This is a genomic window from Alphaproteobacteria bacterium (assembly GCA_040216735.1).
In the GTDB taxonomy this organism is placed as follows: Bacteria; Pseudomonadota; Alphaproteobacteria; order SHVP01; family SHVP01; genus CALJDF01.
The window spans coordinates 169806-186921 of the sequence record JAVJOO010000004.1 but is presented as its reverse complement, the minus strand read 5'-3'; the positions used below and the strand labels follow the sequence as shown (position 1 = coordinate 186921).

Annotated in this window: 17 protein-coding genes; 2 read left to right on the top strand and 15 right to left on the bottom strand. The window is 61.9% G+C overall.

Annotated elements, in window-relative coordinates:
• Positions 1-2 precede the first annotated feature (2 nt).
• The 7 genes from RID42_11250 to RID42_11220 form a co-directional block, all read right to left on the bottom strand.
• The gene (locus tag RID42_11250) at positions 3-1214 is read right to left on the bottom strand and encodes a class I SAM-dependent rRNA methyltransferase (GenBank protein MEQ8248243.1); all 1212 of its coding nucleotides are present in this window, start codon (positions 1212-1214) and stop codon (positions 3-5) included.
• Positions 1214-2173 (bottom strand): hypothetical protein, encoded by a 960-nt coding sequence (locus tag RID42_11245; protein ID MEQ8248242.1) that lies wholly within the window; start codon positions 2171-2173, stop codon positions 1214-1216. The genes RID42_11250 and RID42_11245 overlap by 1 nt, the downstream gene beginning before the upstream one ends.
• A gap of 7 nt (positions 2174-2180) precedes the next feature.
• The gene (locus RID42_11240; protein ID MEQ8248241.1) at positions 2181-2933 is read right to left on the bottom strand and encodes an IgiC; all 753 of its coding nucleotides are present in this window, start codon (positions 2931-2933) and stop codon (positions 2181-2183) included.
• Between the two features lie 44 nt (positions 2934-2977).
• Complete coding sequence (locus tag RID42_11235) at positions 2978-3343, bottom strand: hypothetical protein (protein ID MEQ8248240.1); 366 nt, start codon at positions 3341-3343, stop codon at positions 2978-2980.
• 357 nt (positions 3344-3700) lie between these two features.
• Positions 3701-4867 carry an acyl-CoA dehydrogenase family protein gene (locus RID42_11230; protein MEQ8248239.1) on the bottom strand — a complete coding sequence of 389 codons (1167 nt, stop codon included), beginning with the start codon at positions 4865-4867 and terminating at the stop codon, positions 3701-3703.
• A gap of 13 nt (positions 4868-4880) precedes the next feature.
• Positions 4881-5540, bottom strand: coding sequence for a hypothetical protein (locus RID42_11225; protein ID MEQ8248238.1), 660 nt, complete (start codon positions 5538-5540; stop codon positions 4881-4883).
• Positions 5541-5578: 38 nt separating this feature from the next.
• Positions 5579-6502: an aspartate/glutamate racemase family protein gene (locus RID42_11220; protein MEQ8248237.1), complete on the bottom strand. Its 924-nt coding sequence runs from the start codon at positions 6500-6502 to the stop codon at positions 5579-5581.
• Positions 6503-6639: 137 nt separating this feature from the next.
• On the opposite strand from RID42_11220, the gene RID42_11215 reads away from it, so the two are divergent.
• Both RID42_11215 and RID42_11210 read left to right on the top strand, forming a co-directional pair.
• Positions 6640-7260 (top strand): TetR/AcrR family transcriptional regulator, encoded by a 621-nt coding sequence (locus RID42_11215; protein MEQ8248236.1) that lies wholly within the window; start codon positions 6640-6642, stop codon positions 7258-7260.
• Positions 7261-7268: 8 nt separating this feature from the next.
• Positions 7269-8813: an MFS transporter gene (locus RID42_11210; GenBank protein ID MEQ8248235.1), complete on the top strand. Its 1545-nt coding sequence runs from the start codon at positions 7269-7271 to the stop codon at positions 8811-8813.
• On the opposite strand, the gene RID42_11205 is transcribed toward RID42_11210, so the two are convergent.
• The 8 genes from RID42_11205 to RID42_11170 all read right to left on the bottom strand — a co-directional run bounded on the left by RID42_11205 (position 8810) and on the right by RID42_11170 (position 17016).
• Complete coding sequence (locus tag RID42_11205; GenBank protein ID MEQ8248234.1) at positions 8810-9799, bottom strand: phosphotransferase; 990 nt, start codon at positions 9797-9799, stop codon at positions 8810-8812. The genes RID42_11210 and RID42_11205 overlap by 4 nt on opposite strands.
• Before the next feature lie 48 nt (positions 9800-9847).
• Complete coding sequence (locus RID42_11200) at positions 9848-10189, bottom strand: DUF952 domain-containing protein (GenBank protein ID MEQ8248233.1); 342 nt, start codon at positions 10187-10189, stop codon at positions 9848-9850.
• Between the two features lie 169 nt (positions 10190-10358).
• On the bottom strand, positions 10359-12194 hold the full coding sequence (locus RID42_11195; GenBank protein ID MEQ8248232.1) for an AMP-binding protein: 1836 nt from the start codon (positions 12192-12194) through the stop codon (positions 10359-10361).
• 7 nt (positions 12195-12201) lie between these two features.
• Complete coding sequence (locus RID42_11190; protein MEQ8248231.1) at positions 12202-12993, bottom strand: ABC transporter ATP-binding protein; 792 nt, start codon at positions 12991-12993, stop codon at positions 12202-12204.
• Between the two features lie 52 nt (positions 12994-13045).
• Entirely contained in the window at positions 13046-14251 is a 1206-nt protein-coding gene (locus tag RID42_11185; protein MEQ8248230.1) for an ABC transporter substrate-binding protein, read from the bottom strand.
• Positions 14252-14284: 33 nt separating this feature from the next.
• Complete coding sequence (locus RID42_11180) at positions 14285-15328, bottom strand: branched-chain amino acid ABC transporter permease (protein ID MEQ8248229.1); 1044 nt, start codon at positions 15326-15328, stop codon at positions 14285-14287.
• Between the two features lie 3 nt (positions 15329-15331).
• Positions 15332-16231 (bottom strand): branched-chain amino acid ABC transporter permease, encoded by a 900-nt coding sequence (locus RID42_11175; GenBank protein MEQ8248228.1) that lies wholly within the window; start codon positions 16229-16231, stop codon positions 15332-15334.
• Positions 16231-17016: an ABC transporter ATP-binding protein gene (locus RID42_11170; GenBank protein ID MEQ8248227.1), complete on the bottom strand. Its 786-nt coding sequence runs from the start codon at positions 17014-17016 to the stop codon at positions 16231-16233. The genes RID42_11175 and RID42_11170 overlap by 1 nt, the downstream gene beginning before the upstream one ends.
• Positions 17017-17116 lie beyond the last annotated feature (100 nt).

Genomic DNA, 17116 nt, shown 5'->3' with positions numbered 1-17116 from the left:
CCTTAGTCGAGCTGTAACACCATTGCCTTGAGGTAGCGGCTCTGCGGCAGCATCGGATGGGCGGGGTGGTCCGCCGCCGCTTCGGCTACCCGCAAGACCCGTCCCTTGCGTCCCGCCAGTGAGAGCGCGTGCGCCACTTCGTCCTCGAACGCATCGCGTTCGACCAAGTGGGAACACGACGCCGCAAAGAGAAAGCCGCCCGGGGTGACGAGATCGGCGGCAAGGCGAAAGAGCTTGCGGTAGCCTTTCAGTCCGGTTGCCAGGTTCTTACGCGATTTGACGAAGGCAGGCGGGTCGCACACGACGATGTCGAAACGCTCGCCGCCGCCCGCAAAGTCCTCCATGAATCCCGGCAACGTGTGGGCCTCGAAGCTACATACCTCGGCCACGCCGTTGCGGACGGCTGCTTCGCGGGCTAGCGCGAGCGCCTGTTCGGAGCGGTCGACGCAAAGGACGCGGCTGGCACCGGCTTTTGCCGCTTGAATCCCGAAGCCACCGAGGTAGCAGTAGAGATCGAGAACCCGCGCACCCTTTGCAAGAGAGGCAACGAAGGCGCGGTTGTCGCGCTGGTCGTAGAACCAGCCGGTCTTCTGCCCGCCCGCGACGGGCGCCAGGAACGTTGCGCCGTTTTCCTCGATGATCAGCGGGTCGCCGGGCAACGTACCGATGACCTCGTCGTACAAGGTGAGGCCTTCGAGTTCGCGAACGGGCGAGTCGTTCTTGAGGACGATCGCCTGCGTGCCCAGGACTTCGGCGATGGCCCCGGTGATCGCGTCCCGGTGGCGTTCGGCGCCAGCGGTGTTGAGTTGACAGACCGCAACGTCGCCATAACGATCGACGATGATGCCGGGCAGGCCGTCGGCTTCGGCGTGAATCAAGCGGTAGAACGGTGCGGCGTAGAGCCGGTCACGCAAAGCGCAGGCGCGCCGCAGTCGGTCGGCCACAAAAGCCTGATCAAATACTTGGCTTGCTTTACCGGCAAAAACACGCGCCGCGATCAAGCTGTGCGGGTTGAAGAAAGCAGCCCCAAGCGGGCGGCCCATTTGTTCTTGCAAGCGCACGACGCTCCCGGGCGGGATCGCCTTGGTCGCGTTGCTCATTTCGATTTCGTTGGAGAAGACCCACGGTGTACCGCGGCGCACCCGTTTGGTGCGTGTCACCATGACGACGGGGCGAGTGTCCTCGCCCTCAGGTGCCGCTTCGTCGCTTTGCATCACGCCCACATCGCCTCACAGACTTCAACGCGTTCCCCATCGGGGCCGAAAAAACAAAAGGTGCGCGCACCGGAATAGGGCGCCGCCTGTACAGTGCGCGGTTGGCCGATGAACCCCGCGTCCGCCGTGCCGCGCACCGCCGCGACGACCGCATCGAGATCGACCGTCGTAAGGGTTGCCATGCAGGTCCCGCCGTCGAACAGCGCCCGGTCGTTGGGACTGTCGTCGATGAACGCGCTTTCGACCCCGTGGATTTCGACGGCGCCGAGACCGGCGCCGGGCGCATCGCCTTTCAAGATGTCGAGGCGGTAGAGCGGCCCGGGTGGAATGTTCCACGCTGCGTGCATCGGGCCGTCGGTCGATTGCGATTCGAGGAGCGGGATCATGCCCAGCGTCTCGCCGTAGAACCGGCGGCACCGCGGGTAGTCCGGAGTGTTTACGGGCGATTCGAAAATGTAACCGACCTGGGCGTCGGTCTCGGGAAAGGTTCGGCCCTCGGGTTGGGTCACGGCCATCGTCATGGTGACATGGGTACCGCCAGGCAGGTGCGCGCTAAATGCCCTGTGGATGTTGCTCTTGACGGCAGTGAAATCGAAATCCTGCGGCGGGGCGATGGGAGCGGACACAGGATCGTCCAGCATGGCTGCATAGAGGTCGTCGATATCCCGCGATACGACGATCTCGAAACCTCCCCAATGGGCCGCGCGTTGGCGCGTCCGCTGGCGCGCCGGTCCGGTAACAAGCCGGAGCATCCCCCGGTTCGCGCCGGGCGAACGCAAGACCGTGAAGCGATCGCCGGCACTCCCGGCGGCGACGCCCCAGGTCGCCTCGAGATCGGCATCGATCGGTCCATCAGCCAGTTGCTCCCAACCCCACACATCGGTGAGGAAGCGGGCAAAGCGTGCGGGTTCGGGGCACGCGACGGTCATCGCCGCAAGAGCGGTCACAAGGGGCTTCATCGGGTCTTCAGTACCGTTCCATCAACGCGCCATAGCCACCCACACGGTCGGTAATGCCGTTGGATCGTAGCGCGTGCCAGTAGGTGGCGACATTGACACAAATAACCGGTCGGTCGAACCATTGTTCGGCAACGGCGGCAAATTTGCCCATGGGCAGATTGGCGCCGAATTGAACGATGGCATCTGCCCCGCCGTCGACCAGGGCCTGCAGCCCATCACGCAACGCGCTGCGCGGCGTGTGGGCGATGACGACCGGCCCGCCGCACTCCAGATGCACCATGCCACTGACCGCATAGCCGATATCGTCCATGAATTTTTGGATGTGCTGTTCGGCGGTCGGCATATAGGGCGTGAGCAACCCCACCTTACCGGCCACGCCGTGGGCCTTGAGTGCCGCCGGCAAGGCATCGGCCGCAAGGGTGACGCCGAGACCGCCGGAGCGCTTGCTCATCCGCGCCTTGACCAATTCCGCCGCTTCGAGACCGCCGCCCCAGATACTTTCAGCCGAGATCCCCAGGATCATATGGTCGGGTTTACAGGTCATGACGCGGTCGACGGCTTCTTCCAGCGCGACATCGATCCGGCGGATGAGTTCTTCAAAGTCCGCGTCGTTCGTCACCGGATCGTCCGGGATATGCATTCGCCCGACGTGGTTGGTCACGCCGAGCGGGCGCAAATCGTCGTATTCCGGTTGCACGATCGTATTGGTCGAGGGCGTCACCACCCCAAACTTCATCCGCCACGCCAGTCCATCGCCCATCTTGCCGCTCCTCTAGGTCCAGGTGTTTCTAAGTCCGGGTCTTCCTAAGTCCAGGTCTTTCGGGCCGGCGACTTGATCTCGATGAGAACGCAATCTTCCAGCGCTTCGCTCATGTGCAAGACCCCGACCGGATGACGCCAGACGTCGCCTGGATTGCACATGAACACCTCGTCGCCGATGTGCATGCGCAGTTTCCCCTCCAGCAATGTCGCCACCGATTCGTGGTCGTCGTGCTTTTGCCACGGGTCGGTGATGCCCTTCATCTTCCAGGCCTTAAAGACCAGCATGTTGTCGGTGACCATCAGAACCTTGAGGTAGAGGCCCTCGGGCTCCATGACGCCCTCGACCGATTCGATCTTCACCCGCTCCAGCGCGTCGTCGCGCAGAAAGAGTGCCTCAAACGGCGCCATATGACGGTCTTCGGTCAACTTCCTATACCCCCTAGATGCAGCGACAATTCAACCGACGAAGGCGGATGTTAGCGGGAATGGCCGCCCGACGAGCGGTTTTCTGGGGCAAATTTTTTGGGCATGAACCACAAGATATCTGGCCTCGCTTCTCCATTTGCACTAGAGTTTGTGCGTCTTCAACAAATCAGAAGGAGGTGATCCATTGTCTAGCGGAATGTGTGGCGACAAACGCCAGTTCGGTGCGGCGACGGTGAGACTACCTTCGCAGGCGTCGTGACGAACGGACGATAGTCCAAGGGCGTTTACGCCTATTCACGCGGGGGCGGTCCAATGGGCCGCCCTTTCGCGTTTCCAGGGTCAGTAGCTTTTGGGCAGGCCGAGCACCCGTTCGGCGATGTAGCACAGGATGAGCTGTTGGCTCACCGGCGCGATGCGCGCGATCATCACTTCCCGCAGGAGGCGCTCGACGACGAATTCCTTCGCATAACCATAGCCGCCATGGGAGAGAACCGCGCGCTCGCAGGCGCGGTAGGCGACCTCGGCGGCAAGGTACTTGGCCGCATTGGCTTCGGCGCCGCAGGGTTTACCGGCGTCGTAGAGTTGGGCGGCCTTGAGCATGAGAAGGTCGGCGGCCTCGAGTTCGGCCCAGCTTTCGGCCAGCGGATGTTGGATGGCTTGGTTCTGTCCGATCGGGCGACCGAATACGACCCGTTCGCCGGCATACTTGGCGGCCCGCTGAATGGCATACCGACCGATCCCGATGGCCTCGGCGGCCACTAAGATGCGTTCGGGGTTGAGGCCGTGCAGCAGGTAGCGGAACCCGTCGCCCTCCTTCCCGATCAGGTCCGCGGCCGGTACCGGCAATCCGTCGATAAACACCTCGTTCGAATCGACGGCTTTGCGGCCCATCTTGTCGATTTCGCGCACCGTCACGTAGTCGCGGTCCAGCGCGGTATAGAACAACGAGAGGCCGTCGGTACCGCGCGCCCCCTCGGTGCGCGGACTAGTGCGGGCTAGGAGCAGAATGTGATCGGCTTCTTGCGCGGTCGAGGTCCAGACCTTGCGGCCCTGCACGATGTAGATATCACCATTACGGACCGCTTTGGTTTTAATGCTGCCGGTATCGAGGCCCGCGTCGGGTTCGGTCACGCCGAAACAGGCGCGATGCTCGCCGCCAATGATGGGCGGCATCATGCGCGCGCACTGTTCCGCCGTGCCGAAGACCGCAACCGGGTTGAGGCCGAAGATGTTCAGGTGGATCGACGAGGCCGCCCCGAACGCGCCGGGGCCGCCCGCGACGGTCTGCATCATGAGCGCAGCCTCGGTAATGCCGAGCCCGGCCCCGCCGTAGGCCTGGGGCATGGCGATGCCGAGCCACCCGTCGTCGGCCATGGCCTTCGCGAAGTCGGCGGGAAAGCCACCCTCGCGGTCGCGCGTTAGCCAATAGGTTTCATCGAAGCCGGCGCAGATCCTGCCGACCGCGTCCTGGATCGCCCTTTGTTCGTCGCTCAGCGTGAAGTCCATCGGCGCCTAATTTCTATGTCAGGGGTTGCAAAAGACAACGGACTTCTTCGCCGTCGACCGAGGTGACCGGCCCTGGGAAGCGAAAATCGATGGTCATCTGATGCAAGGAAAAAACACGATTGAGTGGGAACGTCTTGCTCGTCATTTCGCGCACCTTGCTGTAAGGCGAGAACTGGCTATGGGTGGTAATTTCCGCGCCGCAGGACAGCCGCACCGTCGGACGTGCGGGCGGCACCGCATCCAGCGACACCGTGGCCTGAACATGGACGGCGCACGATTCAAAACCGTCACCGAACGCCTTCTCCTTGCAGTCCAAGTTGGTGGTCATGATCGTCACGTAGGAACCCTTGGGCAGCGTGGGCTCAGGTTTGTGCTGCGGCAGCGCCGCCGCACCCGCACCGAGGTGGAGGCGCGCGAGTTCAACCCACCCCTTCAACGCGATCCCGCCCTTGTCGTAAGCGATCTCCGCCCACGCGCCCTGACGCGACAGCACCTGCACTGACCGCCCCCCTGGAACGCCGTCGACAATCGCGCCGCCGGGCGTTTGGTGGACGGCGGCGCGCTGGACGGTTTGGGCGCTTTGCCCTTGGGCAGCGGCAGGGTCCGTCAATGCGAGACCCAACAGGACGAGGCCGACAGCGATTGACGCAAGCCGCAGCGGCCTACCGGGCATAACGCCCGCTGCCGCGTGGTTTTGCTCGCGCCGGATCATTACTTGGTGCGGCGCGCCGCTTTCTTGGGCTTGGCCCCACCGGACCGGGCGCGACTCTTGACCGCCGCGGGCTTCCCCTTGGCTGCCTTCGTCTTTTTCTTCGTTGTCTTGGCAGCGATCTTCTTTTTCGGGGCGCTCGCCGCACCGTCGGTCGCTTCGCGTTTTTCGAAGGCGGCGGCGGCGCGAAGCATAGCGTGAATCATCCCGGGCCTCTCGACCTGGGGCCGGGGATGGGCGGTGCGCGAATGGGTGTGGCCAAGGCTTAGCATGGTCTCGACCATCTTGTAGGTCAGCGGCCCCGGATTGACGACCGGCACCGGCAGGTTCTCGTTCAACCAGGTACCGGCCTGGTGCATCGTGGTCGAACCAAGCAGGATGACATCGGCGCCTTTGGCGATGGCGCGCTCGGCGGCCGCCTTCATCAGCGGGAACATGTCTTCTTCCTTGCCGGTCATCAGTTTGGCGACATCGGTCTTGCCGCCGCCGATGGGTTCGACCGCAGCGAGGTACTGCGACAAATTGCGATGCTCGGCCCACTGCCGGTGATTGAGGCACCCGGCTTCGTTCATCGCCAAGATGCCGAAGCGCGATCCGAGCATCAATGCATACAGCATGGCGGTGCGGCCCGGACCGATTACCGGGATGTCGAGCACGCTGCGCAGTGCGAGGACCGCGGAGTCCGACGTCGCGTCGATCACCACTGCGTCGTAGCCTTCTTCCTGGGCGGTGAGGCCCGCTTCCAAGCAACCGGCATCCATCAAGAACCAATCGTGGTCGCTCATGAAGCTGGTGCAACTTGCCAGCACGGGACGGAAATCGAAGTCGATATCGGGACCGAGCTTGACCGACTTCAATTGAAGTTTGCGGTTGGCAACCCCCTCGTCGTCGAGGGGAAACGGGACAATCACGAGGCCGCGGTGCATGGTGGGTTCCCTCCGGGACGAACAAACGAGCGGCCGCGCGCCGCGACCATGCCCGGACCTTAGCCGTTTCTGCTGGTTTCCGGCAGTCCGCACGGTTTCCCGTTGACGAAGCGGGTGCCTTCCTAGAAATAGAACTCATGAGTTCTATTTCTTACGACGCCGAACCGCGCTGGCGGACCGAACGGCGCGACCGGATTGTCGACGCTACGGTCGACCTGTTACGCGAAGGCGACCTTGAGCAGGTCCAGATGAACGAGGTCGCCGCCGCCGCCGCCGTCGGCAAGGCGACGCTCTACCGATATTTTCCGTCCAAACAGGCCTTGATCCTGGCCTGTTTCGATTCATTCATGTCCGAACTTTGCGCGCGCGTAGAGCAGGCCGAAGCACAAGACGCCGAGCCGCGGGCGCGCCTCGTATCCTTGATCGGCGTCGCGACCGACGTCCTCACACGCCACAAGTCGTTTCTACGCATGCTGACTCGGCGCAAAGCCGAAATCGACGAGGACGCGCGGCGCCTGATGATGAGTCGCCGCGAACGTCTCCTGGCCGTCGTCAAACACAACATCGAGGACGGTATCGCGCGCGGCGATTACCGCGACGCTGACTCCGACCTGCTGCCGTCCCTCATTCTCGGCATGTTGCGCGGCGCGACCCTCACCGACGCACCGACACCGCCCGACCGAATCGGCCGCACCGTTACCGATCTCATTCTCAATGGCCTGACCAGCGGGTGCGCACCGCGCCCGAACGTCGAATAAGGAACACCATGGACCAAACCGTCCGCACGACAACGATCCCCTATCTCGAAACGTCTCCGGCACAGAGCATGTCGAAACTCGCGGTACTGTCGATCGTGGGCTCATTGATGGCGACGATGCTGCTGCAGGCGTTGTTCCAGACGGTATTGTCCACGGCGCTGCCCAAGATCATCATTTCATTGCACGGACTAGACCGCTTCACCTGGGTGATGACGGCCTATTTCCTCGGCATGACTGCAGTCGTTCCTATCGTCGGGCGGTTGTCGGATCAATTCGGCGCGCGGCGCTTTCTATTGGGCGGCGTGGTCGTCTTCATGGCGGGAACGCTTCTTGGCGGCTTCGCCAATAGTATGGATGTGCTGATCGTGGCACGTGCGATCCAAGGTATCGGCGGCGGCATGGGAATGACGTTGGTGATGATCGCCTTGGGAGACCTGTTCACGCCAAAGGAGCGTGGACGCTGGCAAGGCATGTTCGGGGCGACCTTCGGCGTCGCCAGCATCGTCGGCCCGGTGGTCGGCGGCTGGTTCACCGATAACGGCCCGTTGATCGACGGCCTTGTCGACGAGACGACACGTTGGCGTTGGATCTTCTTCGCGATGGTGCCGGTCGGCCTCGCCACCTTCGCTGCTCTGTGGAAATTCATGCCGTCGCTCCCCGGCAAGAGCAGTAACGTTCAGGGTGTGCCGTTGCATCGGCGGATCGACTTTGCCGGTGCTGTTCTGGTCACCGCGGGCACCGTCGCGCTGCTGCTCGGGCTCGTGTGGGGCGGCCAGGCTCAATACGGTTGGGGATCAACCGAAGTGATTGGGTTGTTTGCCGCCGCGATCGTCTTGCTTGCCGCCTTCATCGCGGTCGAAACTCGGGTTGCAACGCCGTTGCTGCCACTGTCGTTGTTCAACGATCGTGCGTACATCGGCAATGCGATCCTGGCGCTCACGGCCGGGGCGGCAATGTTGGCCATCGCGACCTACATGCCGCTATTCATGCAGAACGTGCTGGGCATGTCCGCAACATCGTCTGGCGCGACCATTACACCGATGATGCTCAGTTTCATCGGCGGCGCGACGTTGACAGGCTTAATCGTCGGACGCTTCGGTAATTACAAGACGATGGCGTTTGTTGCCGGCGCGGTGCTGCTCACCGGCGGCATCATGCTGGCCCTGATGACGCCGCAATCCTCGCTCCCCCATGCGATCGCGAGCATGGTGATCGCCGGTCTCGGTATCGGCTCGACCTTCCCGTTGATCACGTTGCTGGCCCAGGCCTCGGCGCCGAAACACCTGATGGGCGCGGCAACCGCCAACGTCACCTACTTCCGCTCGACCGGCCAAGTGATGGGCGTTGCCGTGGTCGGAACAGTCGTCACCCACTCGTTGGCGACGCGGCTGGGCGGCCCGGTGCCGGCGAACCTAATAGGGATGCCTGCAGAGCCGCTCGGCATGGCAATCATCGACGGCTTTTTGGTCGTCGTTGCCGCGGGTGTTATCGCCCTTCTTGCGGCAATACTTCTGCGCAACCCGGCCGAAACGATCGCCCGCCGACGGAACTAAAACAGGCCTGCCTCGGCGACGTGACGACGAACCGACTGGGCGAACCAGTCGAAATGGTGTGGGCCGAACGACATGTGGCCGACGACATTGACGCCGTCGGACATACCACACATGTAGCTGAATTCCTTGGACAGCATGAACAGGGGTAGGCAGGCGCGCTCGAAGTCCTCCAGCGGACGGACCTCTTCGTAGCCGCGCATATAGGCGGCTGTGGTTTCGGGGGTGATCTTCTTGTTGCCGTTATGCATGAAGTAGGTGTTGGCCCAGGCGGGGCTCATGCAGTCGTGCATCAAATGCGCCTCGCCGCAGGTGTCGAAATCGAGAATGGTGAAACCATCGCCCGGAGTGACGAAGACATTCCGGAGGTGGATGTCACCGTGGATCGGCCCGTAGGGAACTCCGGCGGCGTATGCAGCTTCGAGTTTTTCAGGAAGCGCCTCCGCGACCTTGGTGTAGTAGGTCCGGTCGTCGGGGCGGTCGTCGAGGCGGGCCAGCAACGCCGGAAACTTACGCCGGATTTCGCCGGGGAAGTCGATCGGGCGGGCGGTCTTGCCCTTGAAGTCGGCGCCTGCGGCATGCATGCGCGCGACCGTGGCGCCGACCCTCTGCGCCAAGTCGGGCTTGGGGTCGGCAAAGAACTGATCGCCATCGGCCCATTCGAACAGGCAAACGCGGCGGGTTCCTTCGGGTGCGTCGATCCCAAAGGACAGCGCGCCCTGGCTGTCGGGAACCGCCGCGATGACAGGGACACCCTTTTTCTTAAGGTGGGCCAGATAGTCGAGCTCCCAGGTTACGCTGTCTGCGGTGTGCTTGTCCGCGCGCCAGACACGGGCGGCGAAACGGTCCTTCCCACTGTGCACGACGTAGACGTCGTTCATACCGCGGGTGATCAGTTCGCACCGGAAAGGACCCGGCAAATCCCAGCGCCGGCGAATCTCTTCGCCCAGCGCGACGTTGTCGACGACCGAATGACGTATGGGAAACATGACTCCTCCCCTGTTCTCTGACACGATCCTAGCAATAACCGGCCGTCGTCACGCGAAAACCGACTCCGGAAAGATATGAGCGCCGTCTGCACCGAGCGGAAGATCGTGGGCCGCGGCCACCGCTTCGACCGGCAGGGAACCATAAAGGTGGGGAAAGAGCGCGCCGCCGCGCGAAGGCTCCCACTTCAGCGCCTCGCCGAGCGGGGTCGGATCGACCACCAGTAACACCAGGCCCGACTGACCGGCGCGGTGCCGCGCCACGCTTTCGCGGAGTTGCTCGATGGCCGAGAAATGAATGAAGCCGTCGCGGGTATCGTCGGCCGACCCTGCATAGCGGCCGGATGCTTTGGCCGCTTCCCAGTCAGCGGATTTACAGACGTGAAAGATCATCGGTGCCCTTGGACAAAGACGTCGCGATGGACGCGGGCCCTATCCTAGGGCAGGTCTATCGGCTGTCGATGAGTTTCTCCAACGAATCGAACTGAAATTCCCAGAACCTTCTATGACGCTCTGTCCTGGCGCGGACATCGTTCAGGAATTCCGCCTACCAGCCTACCGGCTACGCGTAGAGCGCGGCGATTTCGCGTTCGTAGGCTTCGGTGATCTTGGCGCGGCGAATTTTCATGGTCGCGGTGACCTCGCCGTCGTCGTGGTCGAGCTCTTTGGTCAGAAGGTGGAACTTCTTGACCCGCTCGACATTGGCGAGCTGCGCGTTCTCGCGATCGACCTCGCGCTGGACTAGCTCGCGGACCCGCGGATGTTCGGCCAACGAGCGGAAGGTCGTGTATCCGATCCCCTCGCGTTCCGCCCAATTCGCCATCATGTCGAAGTCGATCTGGATCAACGCCGTGACGAAGCGGCGTCCGTCGGCGACCACGATGCATTCTTTGATGTAAGGACTGGCCTTTATCGCGTTTTCGATCAGGCTGGGCGTCAGGTTCTTGCCACCCGCGGTAATCGCAATATCCTTCTTGCGATCGACGATGGAGACCGACCCGTCGTCGAATACCTCAGCGATATCCCCGGTGTGGAGCCATCCGTCGCGTAGCGCCTCGCGAGTCGCTTCTTCATTGCGGTAGTAACCGGCAAAGACGCAGCCGCCACGAATCAGGAGTTCGCCATCCGATGCGGTCTTCATCTCAATGCCTTCTAGCGGTGCGCCGATGCGTCCTGCCATTTTGCGCTCACGCAATTGGATGGCGCAGGCCCCCGCGGTTTCGGTCATCCCGAAACCCTCCATCAGCGGAATGCCGAGACCGCGGAAAAACTTGAGGGTCTCGAGGGAAATCGGTGCCGCGCCCGAAATCGCGATCTTGCAGCGGGTGAGGCCCACCGCGTTGCGCAGGGGACGGTAGGCTAGACGTTCCCAAAGCCAGCGGCGCAGGCGGTCGGCGAGGCTATAGTCGGTTTTCCATGGATCGTCGAAGCGGCGCGAATCGCGTAGGGCGGCGCGTAGAACGATGCCTTGCAGGAAACCGGTGTTACGCGCGCCAATCAGGATGTCGCTGCGCATCTTTTCCCAAATCCGTGGGACCCCGAGGAAAATTGTCGGCGCGATCTCGCGTAGATCCGACTGCACTGTGCGCAAACTTTCGCCAAAACTCACGGCGTAGCCACCGTTCATTGCCAAGAAGACCGAAAACAACTGTTCGGCGACGTGACAGAGCGGCAGGTACGAAACCGCCGAATCCTCCAGGGTCTGGCCGATGTTGCGCGCCGACGCGGTGCCGACGAAAGCGATGTTGCGGAAGGTGATGAGGGCGGCCTTCGGCGGCCCCGTCGAGCCCGAGGTACCGACGATCAAGGCGACGTCGTCGGGATCATGGTCCGCCAACGCGCGGTCTAGAAAACCGGGATCGCGCCGCGCGGCTGCAGCCCCCGACTCCATCACATCGTTGTAGGGCATTAGGCCGGGGTCGTCGTAGCCTGCCATGCCCTTCCCTTCGACATAGACGATATGGCGCAGCAGCGGCAGGCGATCGCGTATTTCGAGCACTTTGTCGACTTGCTCTTGGTCTTCGCAGACGATCGCCTTCGCTTCGGTGAGTTCGAGTACGTGGAGGATTTCGGGCGCCGGCGAGGTCGGATAGACCCCCGCCACCACCGCCCCAGCCAAGTGCGCCCCGAGTTCGGCGATGACCCATTCCTGGCGATTCTCGGACAAGACCGCGATATGGTCGCCGCGGCCATAGCCCAACGCGGCCAAACCTTGGGCAAAATGGCTGGCGGCGCGCTCGTATTCTGCCCAAGTCAGTTCGTTCCAAATGCCGAATCGCTTTTGCCGCAGGGCCGCTACGTTCGGCCGGGTGCGCGCATGGTGCCGCAGGAGTCGAGGCAGCGTGAGAACCTCAGGTGAGCGTTCGTGCGCTACATCTATGTTCTCGGCTAGCGCCATGACCCCCTCAACTTAACCAGCGCTTGCGGCGCTTGTAGTGCTTCACGTCGCGGAACGATTTGCGCTCCGCGCCACCAACGCCGAGGTAGAACTCGCGCACGTCGTCGTCGCTGCGCAGTTTGTCGACCGCACCTTCGATTGCGACTCTGCCGTTCTCCAAGATGTAGCCGTAATGGGCGTGGGAAAAGGCGATATTGGCGTTCTGTTCGACCAATAGGATCGTCGCGCCGCGCTCTTCGTTGATGCGCGAGATCGTGTCGAATATTTCGAGGACGAGCTTGGGTGCCAATCCAAGCGAGGGCTCGTCGAGAAGAATAATCTGGGGCTTGCCGATCAACGCCCGACCAAGCGCAAGCATTTGCTGCTCGCCGCCGGATAGGTAGCCCGCCAGTTGGCTACGCCGTTCCTTGAGACGCGGAAACAGATCGTAGATGTCGTCGAAATCGGGATGTGCGTCTTTGCGCCCCGACAGGGCGAAGCTTGCAGCAACAAGGTTGTCGTGGACGGTGAGGTCGGCGAATACCCGCCGCCCTTCGCGCACGTGGCCCATGCCGCGCCGGACCAAAGTGTGGGGTTCGTCGCGTAGGACGGACCGCCCGCCAAACAAAATGTCGCCCGCCGTGACCTCGCCGTTCTCCAACGGCAACAAACCGGAAATAGCTTTGAGCGCCGTGGTCTTACCGGCACCGTTGGCACCCAATAAGGCGACGACCTTGCCTTCGGGCACGTCGAAGGACAGCCCGCGCAGGCCCTGGACCACGCGGTGGTAATATACTTCGATGTTGCTGACGCTCAGCAACGGCCCCTCCCGCGCTTCGGCGGCGCCAAGGGCGCCGCCGTGTTGCGCTGTCCTACGTGACGATCCAATCGGAGACCGGCAGGAACAGCTTGTTCTCCGCGTTGTAGGAGTAGACCCGGCCCTGCGGCACCGAGTGGTTCACCACGGTGACGGGTTGCCCCATGTAGCCGCCGGAGTCCCAGTCCTTGATCGCCGCAAGGGCCGCGATCAGGTTCGCGGCATTGACTTCTTTGTCCGCTTTGACTGTCGCTTCGATCGCGTTCTTGGCCAACTCGTGGCTGAACATCGGTTGGAGCGACCAGGTCACGACATAGCCGGGGAATTGATCGCCGTACTTTTGTTTCTTGAAGGCGAAGAACTTCGAATAGGACGCCGAGTCCTTGGCTTCATAGAAATAGCGATACGGGAGAACACCAGCATAGCCGTCGAGGATCGGACCGGCCTTGGCCGTGACGCCGTCGGCGATGACCTTTTCCATGCCCCAGAACGTGCCCAGGAACTTGGTCTCCATCTTGAATGCCCGTGCGGTGCCAATGATTTCCGGCCACACACCGGTGACATAGCCGTGCAAAATGACGAAGTCGGGATTCGCCCGGCGCAATTGGGCGACGTGAGTCTGGACCTCGGCACCCGCGGCCTTGGTGATTTCCTCGTGCACGACCTTGAGGCCCAGCGCCGCCGCCGCCGCCCGGCCATGTTCGATCGGATCGCGACCGAATTCCGTGTCCGAGTAGACGAACGCAACTGTGCTGCCGCCGTTGTCCTTCACGTGTTTCAGCAAAATATCGAACATCGCCTGGTAGGTCGGGCCCGCGATGTACTGGTACGGGTTGGTCGCCGGATTTGCGAGATCGGAAGCAAACGACGTCCCACCGCACAGAACCGGCGTGCGGGTCAACTCTGGCGCCACCAACTTCATAAAGCCGGTCGAGTCGCCGGAGTAGAAGATCGGCTTTTCGTCGGCCGACATCGCCTTCTTGAAGTTCGCGAGCGAGTTGGTCGGCACATAGCCCGAGTCCTCGTGGATGAGTTCCACCGGACGACCGGCAATACCGCCCATGTCGTTGGTCATCTCGACCCAGTCGAGCAGATCTTTGAGCGCCGTGGTGCCGGCTTGGGCAAACGGTCCCGTCAACGGCGACGAACCGGCAAAGACCCACTTCTTGCTTTGCGCGCGAACGATCGCGGGCATGCCCATGATTGAAGCTGCCGCAACCGCTGCGGTGCCTTTGAGTACCGTTCTACGATCGACTTTCATTGCTTCTCTCCCTTTGATTCGGTGATGGACTGGTTACGGTGAAAATGGCCACAAATTGAGATAGCGCCAGAATCGTGTCCAGATCGCCGCCAAACCCATCGGCTCGAAGATCATAAACACAATTATCAAAAGGCCGTACGCGATTGTGTTGGCTGGCGCGGTGTATTCCACGATGGTCGGGCTGAACGGTGTCAGAAATCCGAATACCCATTTGAGAAACTCGGGAATCAAGATCACGAAAATAGCGCCGAAAACCGGCCCAAGCGTGCGCGCTGAGCCACCGACCACTAGGGCCGCCAGGAATACAATCGAGAGCTGTAGTTCGAACTGGGTCGGCAGCAATGCCAAAAAATTGTACGCCCAGAGCGAACCTGCCAGCCCGGCATAGGCCGAGCCCAGCGCAAAAGCGAGAAGCTTGTAGCGGGTCAACCCGACACCGATGATCTCCGCGGAGTAGTCGGAGTCGCGGATCGCAATGAAGGCGCGCCCGACGCGAGTACGGAAGAGATTCTGGGCGAACAACACTGCAAGAACTGCAATGGGAACGATCAGCGCGTACTTTTGCGCGTCGCTCACCAGATCGATCCCGAATACCGACGCTGGTGCGAGGGTAATGCCACTGTCACCGTTGGTCACCGACTTCCAGTGTTCGATGACGAAAATGATGATGAAGCTCGCGGCCAACGTCGCGATGGTCAAGTAGAGCCCACGAATCCGTAACGACGGCAAGCCGAAACCCAGACCAATGACGGCGGTCGTAACGACGGCCATTGGGATCACGACCCAGAACGGCACCCCCAACCAGTTACCGAAGATCGCCGTCGCGTAGGCACCAACTCCCACCAAAGCGCCATGGCCGAGCGAGATCAATCCGGTGTATCCGGTTAGGATATTGAGGCCAGTGATCGCGACGGTGTAGATCGCGACCTGAACGGCGAGGAAGACAATGAAACTGTTGGCCGCGAAGGGGAGGACCGCGAGAACCACGACCATCGCGGCGAAGCCGTAACGCATGGGCCAACTGCCGAAGATCGATTCGTCGGCGGCGTAGCTTGCCTTGTAGTTGCCAATCAGCATGGACTAGACCCGCTCCACGTCGGGCGTCCCGAGCAGGCCATGCGGACGGACAAGAATGATCAATAGAACGACAACGTAGGGCACGATTTCCTTGAAGTTGCCGCCGAGGAAGTGATTGGCCATCGCCTCTAGCCATCCGACGATAAAGGCCGCGAGCAACACGCCGATGACCGAATCCAGGCCGCCCAAGATGACCACGGCAATGACGCTTAATCCGACCTGCCCCAACACCGGCGTCAGGCTGTTCAGCGGTGCAAGCAGAATACCGGCCAGCGCCCCCGTGGCGGCGGCCACCATCCAGGTCACGGTGAAGACGCGCGGAACATTGATCCCCATCGCATAGGCCGTGGACTGGTCCGATGCCGTGGCGCGGATCGCCACGCCCGCCTTAGACTTGAGGAACAGGATGGCGATCAACGCAAACACCAGCCCCGCAATCAGGAAACTTGCGAGCATCTGACGGTTAACCGCCAATCCTGCAACGAAATCCATGGTCAAGCCGACCAGCGCAGGCGGGTACTGTGCATTGGTCGACCAAATTACCGCCGCGCCGCCCTCCAGCACGGAGATCAGACCGATCGTGACCATGATCTTTGCGAACGGATGTTGCCCCAGCATCGGCCGCATGACGATGCGCTCCACGACCGCGCCGAACAGTGCGGCGGCGAGCAACGTCAACGGGACGCCGATGAAATAGATCGCCCACGTCCCGAGCCCGAGATCGTTCAGCACCAGGGCGATGGTGTAATAGAAATAGGCACCGACCATCATGACGGTGCCGTGGGCAAAGTTGAAAACCTTGGTCGCGCGAAACACCAAGACGATCCCGACGGCGATAAGCGCATAGACCCCACCGGTCATGAGGCCGGTGATACTGTCCTCGATGACGAAGGCGAGGTTCATCAGGCTGCGTCCTGTGCAACGCCGAGATAGGCCTCTATCACGGCGGGGTTTTTCTGAATTTGTTCGGGCGGGCCCTCGGCGATTTTCTCACCGAAGTTCAGCACGACGACATGGTTGGAGATGTCCATCACCATGCTCATGTCATGCTCGACCAATAGAACGGTGACCCCCCACTCCTCTTGTAGGTCGAGGATGAAGCGCGCCATATCCTCGGTCTCTTCGCGGTTCATGCCCGCGACCGGCTCGTCCAATAGCAACAGCTTGGGCTGCATCGCCAGCGCGCGGCCCAACTCGACACGTTTTTGTAAACCGTAGGGCAACATTGCCACCGGTGTTTTGCGAATGTGATCGATTTCGAGGAAATCGATGATGTCGCGTTCGATGCGTGCCCGCAGCGCCGTTTCCTCGCGCTGCGCCGGCCCCCAAAACAACCCCGCGGCGAGGACGCCAGTTTTCAAATGGGTGTGGGCGCCGAGTTTGATGTTGTCGAGCACCGTCATCCCTGGAAACAGCGCGATGTTCTGGAAAGTCCGCGCCATCCCGAGGGCTGCGCGTTTGTGAGTCGCCAGCGTGGTGAAATCGTTACCGCCGAAAACCAGGCGACCGGCATCGGCGCGATGGAACCCCGAAATGACGTTGAACAGGCTAGTTTTGCCGGCGCCGTTTGGACCGATCAGCGCGGTGATGCCCCCGGCGGCAACATCGAGCGACACTTGTTTGAGCGCCGCCACGCCGCCAAAGCTCAGTTCAATTCCCTCGGCCCGAAGTAGCGGCTCAGACGTCACGGTCGCTTCCCTTGCTACCTGCCGCCCTCTAACCGGGGCGCCTTTGACTAGCGCCTTACATTAGCGGGAAACCGACGCCACCACGACCGTTCTTTGCGCC

What these genes read in the sequence shown, in the direction of transcription:
- RID42_11250 (MEQ8248243.1), bottom strand. Translation starts at nt 1,214, where the DNA reads ATGCAAAGCGACGAAGCGGCACCTGAGGGCGAGGACACTCGCCCCGTC.
- RID42_11245 (MEQ8248242.1), bottom strand. Translation starts at nt 2,173, where the DNA reads ATGAAGCCCCTTGTGACCGCTCTTGCGGCGATGACCGTCGCGTGCCCC.
- RID42_11240 (MEQ8248241.1), bottom strand. Translation starts at nt 2,933, where the DNA reads ATGGGCGATGGACTGGCGTGGCGGATGAAGTTTGGGGTGGTGACGCCC.
- RID42_11235 (MEQ8248240.1), bottom strand. Translation starts at nt 3,343, where the DNA reads ATGGCGCCGTTTGAGGCACTCTTTCTGCGCGACGACGCGCTGGAGCGG.
- RID42_11230 (MEQ8248239.1), bottom strand. Translation starts at nt 4,867, where the DNA reads ATGGACTTCACGCTGAGCGACGAACAAAGGGCGATCCAGGACGCGGTC.
- RID42_11225 (MEQ8248238.1), bottom strand. Translation starts at nt 5,540, where the DNA reads ATGCCCGGTAGGCCGCTGCGGCTTGCGTCAATCGCTGTCGGCCTCGTC.
- RID42_11220 (MEQ8248237.1), bottom strand. Translation starts at nt 6,502, where the DNA reads ATGCACCGCGGCCTCGTGATTGTCCCGTTTCCCCTCGACGACGAGGGG.
- RID42_11215 (MEQ8248236.1), top strand. Translation starts at nt 6,640, where the DNA reads ATGAGTTCTATTTCTTACGACGCCGAACCGCGCTGGCGGACCGAACGG.
- RID42_11210 (MEQ8248235.1), top strand. Translation starts at nt 7,269, where the DNA reads ATGGACCAAACCGTCCGCACGACAACGATCCCCTATCTCGAAACGTCT.
- RID42_11205 (MEQ8248234.1), bottom strand. Translation starts at nt 9,799, where the DNA reads ATGTTTCCCATACGTCATTCGGTCGTCGACAACGTCGCGCTGGGCGAA.
- RID42_11200 (MEQ8248233.1), bottom strand. Translation starts at nt 10,189, where the DNA reads ATGATCTTTCACGTCTGTAAATCCGCTGACTGGGAAGCGGCCAAAGCA.
- RID42_11195 (MEQ8248232.1), bottom strand. Translation starts at nt 12,194, where the DNA reads ATGGCGCTAGCCGAGAACATAGATGTAGCGCACGAACGCTCACCTGAG.
- RID42_11185 (MEQ8248230.1), bottom strand. Translation starts at nt 14,251, where the DNA reads ATGAAAGTCGATCGTAGAACGGTACTCAAAGGCACCGCAGCGGTTGCG.
- RID42_11180 (MEQ8248229.1), bottom strand. Translation starts at nt 15,328, where the DNA reads ATGCTGATTGGCAACTACAAGGCAAGCTACGCCGCCGACGAATCGATC.
- RID42_11175 (MEQ8248228.1), bottom strand. Translation starts at nt 16,231, where the DNA reads ATGAACCTCGCCTTCGTCATCGAGGACAGTATCACCGGCCTCATGACC.